Origin of the sequence: Pseudarthrobacter sp. H2 (assembly GCF_050157045.1) — a bacterium.
GTDB lineage: Bacteria > Actinomycetota > Actinomycetes > Actinomycetales > Micrococcaceae > Arthrobacter.
In genome coordinates this window covers 322,061-334,693 of record NZ_CP189594.1, presented here as the reverse complement: position 1 = coordinate 334,693, position 12,633 = coordinate 322,061, and the positions used below count along the sequence as shown (strand labels likewise).

At 64.2% G+C, this 12,633-nt stretch carries 10 protein-coding genes; 7 read left to right on the top strand and 3 right to left on the bottom strand.

What is annotated here, in order from left to right:
- Window positions 1-27: 27 nt before the first annotated feature.
- The gene (locus ACQCSZ_RS01590; protein ID WP_427006403.1) at window positions 28-1,137 is read right to left on the bottom strand and encodes an acyltransferase family protein; all 1,110 of its coding nucleotides are present in this window, start codon (window positions 1,135-1,137) and stop codon (window positions 28-30) included.
- A 93-nt stretch (window positions 1,138-1,230) separates the two neighbouring features.
- Here ACQCSZ_RS01590 and ACQCSZ_RS01585 point away from each other — a divergent pair, with 93 nt between their 5' ends.
- The 4 genes from ACQCSZ_RS01585 to ACQCSZ_RS01570 all read left to right on the top strand — a co-directional run bounded on the left by ACQCSZ_RS01585 (window position 1,231) and on the right by ACQCSZ_RS01570 (window position 5,172).
- Entirely contained in the window at window positions 1,231-2,022 is a 792-nt protein-coding gene (locus ACQCSZ_RS01585) for a hypothetical protein (RefSeq protein ID WP_427006402.1), read from the top strand.
- 345 nt (window positions 2,023-2,367) lie between these two features.
- Window positions 2,368-4,119 carry a reverse transcriptase domain-containing protein gene (locus ACQCSZ_RS01580; protein WP_427006401.1) on the top strand — a complete coding sequence of 584 codons (1,752 nt, stop codon included), beginning with the start codon at window positions 2,368-2,370 and terminating at the stop codon, window positions 4,117-4,119.
- 178 nt (window positions 4,120-4,297) lie between these two features.
- On the top strand, window positions 4,298-4,654 hold the full coding sequence (locus tag ACQCSZ_RS01575) for a hypothetical protein (protein ID WP_427006400.1): 357 nt from the start codon (window positions 4,298-4,300) through the stop codon (window positions 4,652-4,654).
- Window positions 4,636-5,172 (top strand): hypothetical protein, encoded by a 537-nt coding sequence (locus ACQCSZ_RS01570; protein ID WP_427006399.1) that lies wholly within the window; start codon window positions 4,636-4,638, stop codon window positions 5,170-5,172. The genes ACQCSZ_RS01575 and ACQCSZ_RS01570 overlap by 19 nt, the downstream gene beginning before the upstream one ends.
- Before the next feature lie 45 nt (window positions 5,173-5,217).
- On the opposite strand, the gene ACQCSZ_RS01565 is transcribed toward ACQCSZ_RS01570, so the two are convergent.
- Window positions 5,218-7,386: an acyltransferase family protein gene (locus tag ACQCSZ_RS01565; protein ID WP_427006398.1), complete on the bottom strand. Its 2,169-nt coding sequence runs from the start codon at window positions 7,384-7,386 to the stop codon at window positions 5,218-5,220.
- Between the two features lie 364 nt (window positions 7,387-7,750).
- Here ACQCSZ_RS01565 and ACQCSZ_RS01560 point away from each other — a divergent pair, with 364 nt between their 5' ends.
- On the top strand, window positions 7,751-7,945 hold the full coding sequence (locus tag ACQCSZ_RS01560; protein ID WP_427006397.1) for a hypothetical protein: 195 nt from the start codon (window positions 7,751-7,753) through the stop codon (window positions 7,943-7,945).
- A gap of 429 nt (window positions 7,946-8,374) precedes the next feature.
- Here ACQCSZ_RS01560 and ACQCSZ_RS01555 read toward each other — a convergent pair whose 3' ends face one another.
- Window positions 8,375-11,029, bottom strand: coding sequence for a DUF7402 domain-containing protein (locus tag ACQCSZ_RS01555; protein WP_427006396.1), 2,655 nt, complete (start codon window positions 11,027-11,029; stop codon window positions 8,375-8,377).
- Between the two features lie 635 nt (window positions 11,030-11,664).
- On the opposite strand from ACQCSZ_RS01555, the gene ACQCSZ_RS01550 reads away from it, so the two are divergent.
- Window positions 11,665-12,027, top strand: coding sequence for a putative transposase (locus ACQCSZ_RS01550; protein WP_427006395.1), 363 nt, complete (start codon window positions 11,665-11,667; stop codon window positions 12,025-12,027).
- On the top strand, window positions 11,915-12,631 hold the full coding sequence (locus tag ACQCSZ_RS01545; RefSeq protein WP_427006394.1) for a putative transposase: 717 nt from the start codon (window positions 11,915-11,917) through the stop codon (window positions 12,629-12,631). Before ACQCSZ_RS01550 ends, ACQCSZ_RS01545 begins: the two co-directional genes overlap by 113 nt.
- Window positions 12,632-12,633 lie beyond the last annotated feature (2 nt).

The following is a 12,633-nucleotide window of genomic DNA, read 5'->3' as shown; positions in this document are numbered from 1 at the left end:
TCAACGTGCAGTACCGAATCGGGGGCTTTATTGCGGCAAAGCGGCGGCCACCTTCTGTTCCGCCTCCACCCTTTCGGGCCGGGGGCGGCGGCCCCGGAGCCGTTCCTCGAGCGGCTTCTCAAACCAGGTGTAGGCGGCGGCTGACACGGCAACGGCCACCAGCACGAAGACGCCGCCCTCGAGCATCTGGAGGGTCACGGACCGGGCCTTGGATCCGGGGTCAAGATGAACCACCAGCTCCAGGAGCAGCCAGTGGGTGAGGTAGAGCGCGAACGACCACTCACCCAGCCGGACCACCCACGGGTGCGAGAGGAACCACCCCTTGCCGGAGATGTTCGCCGTGGCCGCGGACGCAATCACGAGCAGCATGAACGGCAGGATGATGGCGTCTTCCACTCCGTTGCCCAGAGGGTGCCCTTCGCGGTTGCCGGCCGTAAGCAGCGTATAGGCGGCGCCGGCGGCCAGGGCCGCGGCAGGAAGCGGCACCGGGCTTCGCCACCCGGACTTGATCAACAGTGCCAGGAGGCATCCGGCGATGAACTCCAGGATGCGGAACGGCGGGAAGATGTACAGCCAGAACCGGGCGTCGTCCCCGGGCGTCAGTGCCATGGTTACTGTGAACGCTATGGCCAGCGACAAGGTGAGGACAGCCGCCATGGACTTCCACAGGCCAGGTCGGCCCAGATTGACCAGGCGCGCGGCCAGGAACGGGAAGGCCGCATAGAACAGAGCCTCGCAGGAGAGTGACCAGCTGGGGGCATTCATGCCGAAGTAGACGTTGCTGTCGGGGATCCAGGCCTGCAGCAGCCCGCCGGCGGACACCAGCTGCCCGGCGTCAAGCCCCTTCCCCTCGAACAGGAACAACGGGACGGCCAGCAGCAGGGTCAGGAGGTGTAAGGGATAGACGCGGGCGAAACGCCGGCGGTAAAAGGCTCGCTTGGTGTCCGCAGGGCGGAGTGACCATGTCAGGACGAAGCCCGACAAGGCGAAGAAGAAACTCACTCCCACCGTCCCCAACCAGACCAGGTCCGAGACGCCTGGAACGTCCACGAGATCCCGGAACGTGTGGTGGATGACCACCAGCAGCGCGGCGAAAAACCGCAGGCCGGTCAGGGAGTAAAGCTTGATTGACTGCACGCCCGCAGCGTGGGGAACCCCAAGTTGCATAGGAACGAGCCTATTGCACGCGGCCGCTCCCGAAAAAATGGAGTACCCCGGGACCCGCCTCGGGTGGTTTACGGAACCTTCCACGCCAAACACCTCGTAGTTGTTCAGGTGAAGGTCCCGCACCGAGGGGAACCATGGACAGGCAATGCATTCGCTGCTGCCACCGTCTACAGAAGGGCCGAGCAGCAGCCGGGTCGTTCGTGGCCCGCTGCGAGGCTCGATCTGAGACGCGATTTCGCGGCACTTACTGCCACCTATCTTGACCAGCCCAGCGCTGCAGGCCCATTCAGTACGCCAACGGCCAGGCTCGATATCCTTGAACCGGCCGTCGATGCTCGACGCTATGTAGGCGAGAACACCGACATCGGTTCGGACGTGACTACCCAGCTTCAAGCGTGGCTCACCGCACTTGAAGGCAATGCCGGGGACCACCAGCGCGAGGCGTTCCTTCCGGCTGGAACCTATAACGTCTCGGCTCCGATACTCGCCCCGGATGGCTGTAAACTCTCCGGCCAGGGATCCTCCGGCGGCGGCAAGAACATGATGGCAAGCAGGATCAAGGCAATGCCGGGATTTGTCGGCGACTCGATCCTCAAGTCCAAGAACGCCGGAGCGGGCACCTCGGCCGTCAGCTCGTGGCACTGGGGCGGCATCGAACGGATCTGGTGCGCCACGAGGCGCGCTGCTATATCCCCGGTGCAGCCGGGACAAACTCGAAGGGAGGTTTGTGGGTCTGATGGCTTACCCGGATACCGAAAGGTGATGGGGACCAGAGCATGCCAGAAAACCGGTGACCGTGCCCAGGTGTTAGGGACGGTGCGCCGGGAAGACCCGCGTGACATGGCGAAGGCTTGATTGCTTGAATCCCAATCTCCAGAAGATGAAAGTTCACATCCACCGGAAATGACACCCGTTGCCGGTGCCGGTCCTGCCAAGGGGAGGAAAAACACCGAGGCAACCTTCGGGACCAGGAGCGATGCCCAATGAGGGCATTTAAGGAGATGAGTGGGGCGCCTAAATCATGCTCGATACGTATAGCAGCGACGAACGTGGGATCACCTACCGGGCGCGAGCCCCATGGTGACGGAGGCCTCGTAGTAGTCGCCGGTGTCACGACCGGCCACGGGGGACGGGAAAGCCGTCCACAGGGCGAAGGGGGCCAGATGGTGAAAGGTGACCAGCAGAAATGAGGTATGCGAAATGCAGAACGCCGAAGCAGTTCTGGGCATCTTGCGTGAACGCGGCAAACGCGGTTTGCCGTGCAATGAGTTATATCGACAATTGTTCAACCCGCAGTTCTATCTGTTGGCCTATGGGCGGATCTACTCCAATAAGGGGGCGATGACCCCGGGGGTCACAGCGGAAACGGTGGACGGCATGTCTATGGGCAAGATCGGGGCCATCATTGAGGCCATGCGTCACGAACGCTACCGGTTCAAGCCTTCACGGCGGATTCTCATTCCCAAAAAGAATGGGAAAACCCGCCCCTTGGGCCTGCCGACGTGGTCGGACAAACTCGTTGGCGAGGTGGTGCGCCTGCTCCTCGAGGCGTACTACGAGCCGACGTTTTCCGGCCGATCCCACGGGTTCCGGCCCCACAGGGGATGCCATACCGCGTTGCGGGAGGTCGCCAATGTGTGGAAGGGGACCACGTGGTTCATCGAAGGAGATATTGCCGACTGCTTTGGATCGCTCGATCACGAAGTTCTGATCGGCATCTTGTCGGAAAAGATTCATGACGGGCGCTTCCTGGCCCTCATATCCGGCATGCTGACCGCCGGGTACTTGGAGGACTGGAAGTGGGGTGCCACGGTTTCGGGCGCACCCCAGGGCGGCATCGCCTCGCCGGTGCTATCAAATATCTACCTGCATAAGCTGGACGAATTTGTTGAGGACACACTCATTCCGGACTACACCCGGGGCCGGTTGCGGAAAAGAAATCCCGCCTACCGGTCGGTGGAAGCACAGATCCTCAGGGCGCGGCGGCGCGGCGAGACTTCCGCAGTGCGGGAGCTTCGCCGCCGTCAATACGCCCTGCCCAGCCAGGATCCGCAAGATCCCGGCTACCGGCGTCTGCGCTATATCCGTTACGCGGATGACCACCTTCTCGGGTTCGCCGGGCCCAAGGCCGAAGCCGAGGCCATCAAGGAGCGTCTGGGGGTGTTCCTGCGTGAGGAACTCAGGCTTGAACTCTCCCCTGAAAAGACACTGGTCACCCACGCCCGCACGGGCGCGGCACGATTCCTTGGCTATGACATTCGAGTCGGGCACAATCAGCGGTATCACCGCAAAGGCCGCCGTGCGGTCAACGGTGAGATCCAGCTGGGCGTCCCCGACGAGGTGATCAAATCGGCTGCCGCCCCGTATATGGCCAAGGGGAAACCCGGACGCCGGGCCGCATGGATCGGGCACGATGACTACAGCATCGTGGCCAACTATGGTGCCAAATATCGGGGTATCGCCCAGTACTACATGCTTGCCGGTGACATCCGCAAGATGCACCGGCTGCGGTGGGTCATGGAAACTTCCATGCTCAAAACCCTGGCAGGTAAACACGGCTCCTCGGTATCGAAGATGGCGGCACGCTACAAAGCCAAAATCTCCACACCCCAGGGCCTGCGGACCTGCTTCGAGGCCACACTCGAGCGCAAGGGCATGAAGCCACTGGTGGCACGGTTTGGCGGTTTTCCACTCGCACGGCAGAAAACGGCGGTCATCAATGACCGCCTGATTACAGGACCGGCATACCCGCACAAGGAGTTGATCGATAGGCTCCGGAACGGTGTATGTGAGATTTGCGGCAGCCGCGACGGGGTGCGAGTGCACCACGTCAAGGCTCTCGCCGACCTCGGCCGGTCCGACACCGCACCGCAATGGGCGCAGATCATGGCCGCACGACGACGAAAAACCATCATCGTCTGCGGCAGCTGTTACGAACTCGCCCACCGGTAACACACCGGAATGTCGTTCACGTCAACACCATTGGAGAGCCGGATGCCGGGAAACTGGCACGTCCGGTTCGGAGGGAGGCCACGCGGAAAAGGACCCCACCAAGGGCACCTCGCCGCGTGGCCGACCCCACCATCATCGGGAACGGATCACCGGCCCGAACGGCATTTATCCGGGCAGCATGGGGGAGGCGTCGTTCATCCGCGACACCCTCATTCAGGGTGTCAAGGACGGGATCTACCTGTTCGGGGACCAGACCTCAGCGCATCTTGAAAACGTCTCCATCCATAGCAGTCGCTACGGGATCAACGCCGACAACGCAAATTCCACCATCCGCGTGTTCGGCGTCTCCGGCGACGGCAACACCTCGCTCGTGCGGATCAAGGGCGGCGTCTCGCTCTCGGTGATCCTGCATGGGCTCAAGGCGGAAAACTACACCGCAGGGACCGGGGACCCGTCATCCTCTTGGACTTCGAGGGCTCGCTCGTCCTCGACGGAGCGTGGGCCGATACGACGTCGTTGCGTAACGACTTCCTGAAAATCACCAAGACGACCGCCGTGAACAGCCCCAAGGTGATCCTGTTGGGCGTGGACACGAACGGGCTCTACACGAACCTCACCAATGACACGATCCTGAGCAAAACGCTCCCGGGCTCCGTCGCCGGGAACCGTCGTCCGGCCGTGTTCTGGAACGTGAGCAACACCGTCAGCGGCGGCTCCCTCGTGCTGGAAAACGGGAACGCGGTGCGCGCAAGGAACACCGCTGGCACCTATCAGGCAATCTTTGTCCCAGTCTCGGATAACTCGACCGACCTCCGCGCTCTCGGATCCGGCGGCGGCAAGCTCACCGGCACCGGCGGCACCGGACCGGCCCTCAAGTGGGGAGCCAACGGCGACACGCTCGGATTCTTTGGATCGGCGGCCGGCGTCAAGCCGACCGCAAACCCTGCCGCGGCCACCGACGCCGCCACGACACAGGCACTCGTCAACGATCTCCGGGCGAAGCTGATCGGGCTGGGCCTTATTGGCCAAGGCGACAAAAGCCCCGTCATCTAGGGATGACGGGCCATCCGAAAACTCCGGGGTATCCTCCAGGCAGGCCTACCCGGCGAGGGCCTTGGAAAGTAGAGGCGCCAATTTTTGCGAGTATTCGACCGTCATATGGCCGGTGTCCACGCGAACAGGAGTCTTTCCCACGAATCCGGGGCAGTAGCCATTGCTATGGCAGAACCAAGAGACCGTGTCGACATAAGTGACCCCCGGGCCGGGAATCACTTTCTTCTCGGCATCACTTAGCGACCTCCACTCGTCTGTCAGTTCGCTGATGCAGCTACCCGGGTTGGCAACCTTCGTCACACAGGTCTGCAGGCTCTTGCCCGTGGGGGGCGAGCCAAGCACTGCAACACGCCCGGTGCTCCCGGCCACCTCCGTCACGGTCTTTTCCAAGCCTGCCACCATTTCGGCGACGGCGTCTTGCCCTGTTTTGCCGGAGGCCAGCCGGCGCATAGTGCTTCCTTGGGCTGACGCCAGGATTGTGAAATCCGGGTGCATGGCCCGAACACTGTCGAGGGCCCACTGTTGGTGTGCTTCACAGGCGGGAAACGCTGCGCCGCCCTCCATGGTGACCTTCACGGTTGCTGCCGGGCACTGGCCCATGGTCAACGCCTGGACCTTGTATCCGAGCGGCTCCAAAGCAGCGCGGATTCCAGGCAGCCAGGCGACCGCAAAAGAGTCCCCCAGCACTGCGGCCGTTTTTGTAGCCTCAGCCGGACCCGTCAAGCAACTAGCGACGTTGCCTCCATTGACGTTCATGCAAGCTATCTCCGGGCGCTTTGCCCAATTTTCGGTCCCCAGGGATTCGATAGCAGGCGTGAACTCCGGGAAGTCCCGCGATGCCAACGCGGCGACAATTTGCGCTGAGAGGACACCTTCCGGAGTCGTATCCACGGTTTGCGGTGTTGCGCTGGGCGCGGCTGCCGCTGCCATGGAGGCCGATGCGGCTGGGGTGGCGGGGGCTTGGAACGGGGAGGCCCCCATGAGTGCGGCGGTACAGACAACAGCAGTGACCGCGGACAGGACGGCCAAGCCGATGTATTGAGGCGCTCGATAGTCCTTCTGCGGTTTCTGGCGCCGATCCTTCCTGCTTTTGGGAAGCAGCCATTCGGACCTGCGGATCGGTTCCTCCACCAGATGGAACGAGGCAATCGAGAGGGCCAACATCGCGACCAACGCGGCCGCGTAGAACTCGGGAGTCTGGTCAGGCAGGAAAGCCTGGGCGAGGATGATGACCGGGAAATGCCAGAGGTACAGCGAATACGATATACCGCCCACGTAGCCTGCGACCTTGTTGGTAAGGAGCCCCAGAAAGCGCTGCTCCCCGCCTGTTCCTGCAATGATGACGAGCGCAGTTGCCAGCACCGGAACGGCTGCCCAAGGGGCGGGAAACGATGCCTCTGCCGAGATGGCGAATACTGACCAAATAATCCCGGCGACACCCAACCATGCGATAGCGGGGCGTATCCGGTCCGGGATGCGGTGGAACGCCGGAGCGATCACGGCGACCAGTGCGCCCACCCCGAGCTCCCATGCCCGGGTGAAGGTCGAGAAGTATGCGGACGTCGGGTTGGCTGCGGACTGATACAGCGCCCAGGCGAAGGAAAGTGCCACGATCGCGACCATGGTGACGCCAATAGCCCTGTGCGCCCTTGCCTTGTCCCATTTGGCGGACTTGCTGCCGATCCAAAAGATGAACACCATCGGCCAGGGCCAGATGAGGTAGAACTGTTCTTCCACCGCAAGCGACCAGAAATGCTGCAGCGGCGATATTGGGCCACTCGCCTGGAAGTAATCTGTGCCAACGGCGGAGAAGTGCCAGTTGGCTGCGAAGAGAAGGCTCCAGACCGCGTCGACCAGGGTTTCACGCGCCCGGGCCTCACTGAATATCCAGTAGGCGGCTGCGGATGTGGCGGCAAGAACGGTCATGGCAGCCGGCATGATGCGCCGGATGCGCCGCCGGTAGAACCCTGCGAACGAGATGGTGCCGGTCTGGTCGTATTCCCGGAGCAGCAGCCCCGTAATAAGGAATCCGGAAATGACGAAGAACACGTCAACACCGACAAAGCCGCCGGACGGCCAGTGTACAAGGTGGTCAAAGACGACGACCAGGACGGCGATAGCTCGGAGTCCTTGAATGTCACGTCGTTTACTTTTCGGCTTCTGCGACAAGACAGCAGGCGAGGACTTAATTTTGGTCAGCGTCGATTGCGCCACGATTCCCCCATGTGAGACCTAACGGTGGCCCAAGCCTACAGGGCCGAAAAGTCCGGGAACGCTCACCATCACCAGCCCAGATGCTCATGGCGCCGTCCTTACATACAACATCACTTACGGTTCGCCGGTCACAAAGACCTTCACCCAGCCAGCCAGCCATTACCCGCAACGCCAACGGCGCCGCGACAAACGTCCCCCAGATTGTGGTGAGCTAAATGGGAATCCTCGACACCCCCGGTTACACCAGGAGCTCGGCCGACCAGCGTTTCAACAAGCGCGGCGCCGTATCCTCCCCGGCACAGTGAGCATGCGGGCGAACTCACCGACCAGCGCAGGGTCGCAGTGCGCGACCAGATCGGCCTCGATGAACCCCGAAACCTGCTCGTGTTCCTGGCCGGCCTGGCGCACCGCGTTGGACGAGCGCACCTCGCTGCCGGCCTTCGTCGCGGACAGTCCCTTCGGGAGCCGCACGTCCATGGTCGCCGCGAGGTACTTGCCCGACGGCATCCCGGCCAGCCGCCACACCCTGATCAGCGCCGTCAGCCTGTCGCATCCGTAGGTCCGCGGCCGGGGCTTGCGCTTCGCTTTCCGGACCGGCGTCCTGCGCCTGGCAGCGGCGAACAGCGCGCGTCTGGCATTGGCTCGCGACCAGCCAGTGACACCGAGCAGATCATCCAGGATCCGTCCCTTGTCCTTTTTCGTTGCCCGCGCCTACTCCGCCGCGGACTGTTTGGTGATCTCCCTGCGCTGACAACGACAACCCCTGACCCATCCACCATGGTCCCAGCAGTACCCGCCGGACCCGTTTCGCGAGCAATATTCGTGAGTCTCGTCGACTGCTTGACCACCAAGATAGAGGCACCGGATCATCAATGACAGGGCGAGAAAGTCATACCGGGTCCAGGGACCAAATCGCCACCCTTCGGAGAGGCTAGCAGCGGCTGCCCGGCGGTGGTGGCGGGTGGCCCGGATGCGGCGGAGGCGGTCGTCAATTCGTGTAGGCCTGGAGTTCGGAGAGTCCGACGTTCACGGTGGTGCCGCTGACGGTGGTGACGGTCAGTCGCAGGCTGGTGGTGGAGCGCTCGGTGAAGTTGATGGTGGTCGCCTGGCCTGCGTTGTCCAGGGAGGGCACCGGCACCGTGGTGCCGTCGGAGAAGGTGAGGGTGCCGGCGGTGATCTGGTCGTTGGTGTTGGGCCGGTCGTAGAGCACGACCCGGTTCAGGGTCACGGCGGAGGGGAAGTCGAGGTTGAGGTAGCTTCCGGCGTTGCCGCCGGCGGTGGCCCATTCCCGGGTGGAGTTGCCGGGGTAGCCGTCGATGAAGCCGTCGACGGCCTTCACGGCGGTCTGGCCGGCGGCGGCATTCTGGGAACTGGCGGTGACCGTCGCCGACGCCGCGACATTAGTGCCGGCACCCGGCGTCGGGATCGGGACGGGCGTCGGAGTCGTGTAGGCCTGGAGTTCGGAGAGTCCGACGTTCACGGTGGTGCCGCTGACGGTGGTGACGGTCAGTCGCAGGCTGGTGGTGGAGCGCTCGGTGAAGTTGATGGTGGTCGCCTGGCCTGCGTTGTCCAGGGAGGGCACCGGCACCGTGGTGCCGTCGGAGAAGGTGAGGGTGCCGGCGGTGATCTGGTCGTTGGTGTTGGGCCGGTCGTAGAGCACGACCCGGTTCAGGGTCACGGCGGAGGGGAAGTCGAGGTTGAGGTAGCTTCCGGCGTTGCCGCCGGCGGTGGCCCATTCCCGGGTGGAGTTGCCGGGGTAGCCGTCGATGAAGCCGTCGACGGCCTTCACGGCGGTCTGGCCGGCGGCGGCATTCTGGGAACTGGCGGTGACCGTCGCCGACGCCGCGACATTAGTGCCGGCACCCGGCGTCGGGATCGGGACGGGCGTCGGAGTCGTGTAGGCCTGGAGTTCGGAGAGTCCGACGTTCACGGTGGTGCCGCTGACGGTGGTGACGGTCAGTCGCAGGCTGGTGGTGGAGCGCTCGGTGAAGTTGATGGTGGTCGCCTGGCCTGCGTTGTCCAGGGAGGGCACCGGCACCGTGGTGCCGTCGGAGAAGGTGAGGGTGCCGGCGGTGATCTGGTCGTTGGTGTTGGGCCGGTCGTAGAGCACGACCCGGTTCAGGGTCACGGCGGAGGGGAAGTCGAGGTTGAGGTAGCTTCCGGCGTTGCCGCCGGCGGTGGCCCATTCCCGGGTGGAGTTGCCGGGGTAGCCGTCGATGAAGCCGTCGACGGCCTTCACGGCGGTCTGGCCGGCGGCGGCATTCTGGGAACTGGCGGTGACCGTCGCCGACGCCGCGACATTAGTGCCGGCACCCGGCGTCGGGATCGGGACGGGCGTCGGAGTCGTGTAGGCCTGGAGTTCGGAGAGTCCGACGTTCACGGTGGTGCCGCTGACGGTGGTGACGGTCAGTCGCAGGCTGGTGGTGGAGCGCTCGGTGAAGTTGATGGTGGTCGCCTGGCCTGCGTTGTCCAGGGAGGGCACCGGCACCGTGGTGCCGTCGGAGAAGGTGAGGGTGCCGGCGGTGATCTGGTCGTTGGTGTTGGGCCGGTCGTAGAGCACGACCCGGTTCAGGGTCACGGCGGAGGGGAAGTCGAGGTTGAGGTAGCTTCCGGCGTTGCCGCCGGCGGTGGCCCATTCCCGGGTGGAGTTGCCGGGGTAGCCGTCGATGAAGCCGTCGACGGCCTTCACGGCGGTCTGGCCGGCGGCGGCATTCTGGGAACTGGCGGTGACCGTCGCCGACGCCGCGACGTTGGTGCCGGTGACGGTGGCGCCGGCGACGGTAGCCGGCGTCAGAGTAGGCGGGGCGACGGTAGCCGGCGTCAGGGTAGGCGGGGCGACGGTGTACTGCCGGGAGAACCAGGTGCCCTCCGAACGGGAGGAACACGCGGCGGCGGTGTTGCAGGTCCTGGAGTCGTACTGGGCGTAGGTCAGGAAGGCATTGGTCTTGGTCGTCAGATCGGGATTGAACACATTGGACGGGCGTTTGGCGATGCCGTATCCCTGAAATCCGGTGATCGTGTGAGGCAGGCTGTACTGCTGCTGCACGGCCAGCACGAGGTAGCCGACGGTGTGGTGGTCACTGTGGTCGCCGTCGCCGTAGCTACCGGCGAAGTCCAGCGTGGCGATCTGGTTCGGCTGGTAGCTGTTCATCAACGCCAGCAGGGCGCCCTGAAGCGTCGAGAGGGTGTACGAGGAGGAGTTGTTGACGGCGGTGATCGTGTTGATCACGCCGCTGTACAGTTTCTGGAGGCTCTGGAAATCGTGGGTGGACCCGCCTCTTCCATCGGGGAACCCATCGGGCAACCGCATGAACGCCAGCGAGATATTCGTCGCCCCGGCGAGTGTGGCCACCGGAATCGGGTGGCCGGCGACCCCAGCATCCGCCGTCGTCCAGGTGTTGGCGACCCCGGCGAGCTGCGCGTAGGCCGCCTTGACCCCGGTCTCCCGCGATGTCCAATAGGCGGCGGAGTCATTTGCATCGCCGGCGGTGAGGTAAACGGTGCGCACGCACAATCCTCCGCGGATCGCCGAGAGGAGCGCAGGGCTCTGGAACAGCAGGTCGTCGTCCTGGTGGGCGACGATGTTCATCGCAGTTCCCGCCGTGCACCCCGGGGCTGCGGAGGCGCTGGGGGCGGTCGTCATGCTCCCCGCGAGCGCGGCGACTGCCGCGGAAGCGAGAAAGACTCGGAACAATCGGCGAAGCCGGGGAAAGGGCATTTGGCTCATCCTCACTGGTCATCAAGAAATTGCTCTTCTGGTGACAACCACGAGACCCGTTGCCGCTGGCTCGTAGACGAGCCTTTACTATCGAGGATGCCGACCCTTCAGCACGTCCCGCTACGAGGCGGGCTACCCGATTAGGTCGGCGCAATACCCGTATTTGGGCGGCGGCTACTTGCCTGCTCCAGGCACAATTACTCGGTAGGGTGGAGACTGGCCTCCAGTTGGTGGCCGCCGTTGTGCCGGGTGGGAGGCAAGTTAATGGTGGTTCCGAGACGCCGGATCGCTCTCGACGAAGGACACGCCGCGCTGGCCGCATGGCTGGAAGCCAACCTGCCAATGTCGGACGCTGCGGCCGACTCCCCGAAGCTACCGCCAATGTGTCCCGCAACACGCTCGCGACGGCGGTGTGCTACTCGCTGGAGGGAGTCACCGCGCGGGCACCCGGAAACTCGGTGGAGGGCTGCAGCCGGAGACTCGCTGCGCGGACGGAATCGCACCGGGTTTGATGGAGCCGGTGCGCCGGTCCGGGGAGCGGCGGCGGCAGGGTTGCTGGAGTGCGCGGCACCGGTGTTTGCCCGGCCGCCCGGGTTCCGCACGTCGGGTTGTTCCTGGCCTTCCCTGCCTTGGAAGCCGCAGGGCCGCTGTCCTGCGCGAAGGAGACCTATGGGGCGTTGCCGAACGGTTTCTACGGGCTGGAAACCGTCCTCATCGATGCGGTGTTGCGGGCCCTGGCAGGGGAAACGAGGGCCGAGGGCGCCACCCGCTTCGACCCGCAAGCGTTGGGCCGGGTCCTGGGGGTGGACCGTGCACCGGAAAAGACCATCCGCCGGCGGATCTGCCGGCTCGCCGGGGCTGGAAGGCCAACGCGAGCTGGTGGCCGCCCTGGCCGCCCACCACCTGCAGGACACAGGTATTGACGGTGGGAACCTGGCCGCTGTCCATTACGTTGACGGGCACGTGCGTGCCTACCAGGGCACGAAAAAGATCGGCAAGCTCTACTCCACCCGATTGAAGTTCCCCGTTCCGGCGACCGAGGAAACTTGGGTCGCCGATGCCGGCTCCCCGGTGTTTGTCGTCATGGCAGAACCGGGCGCGTCCCTGGCCGGGGAATTGCGCCGGCTGCTGCCCGAACTGCGCACACCCGTCGGCGATGACCGTCGTGTGTTGGTGGGTTTTGACTTGGGAGGCTGGTCCCCGGCCCTCTTCAAACACATGAAAGAGCAAGGTTTTGACGTCCTGACCTGGCGCAAGGGCGCCACCACCGACATCCCGCAGGACCAGTTCACCGAGGCCACCCACACGGACGCGCACGGGGAAACGAAGGTCTGGTCCGCGGCCGAAACGCTCGTGGACCTGCCCCTGAACACCACGAAGAAAACAGGGCAAGTCTTCGCCATACGCCAGATCAGCCGCATCGTGGGCGCCGCAGGCGGCGGCACCCGGCAAATCCACCTCCTGACCACCGACCATGGCATGCCTGCCGGGGAAGCGATCTACCGTCTCGGGGCCAGATGGCGGTAGGA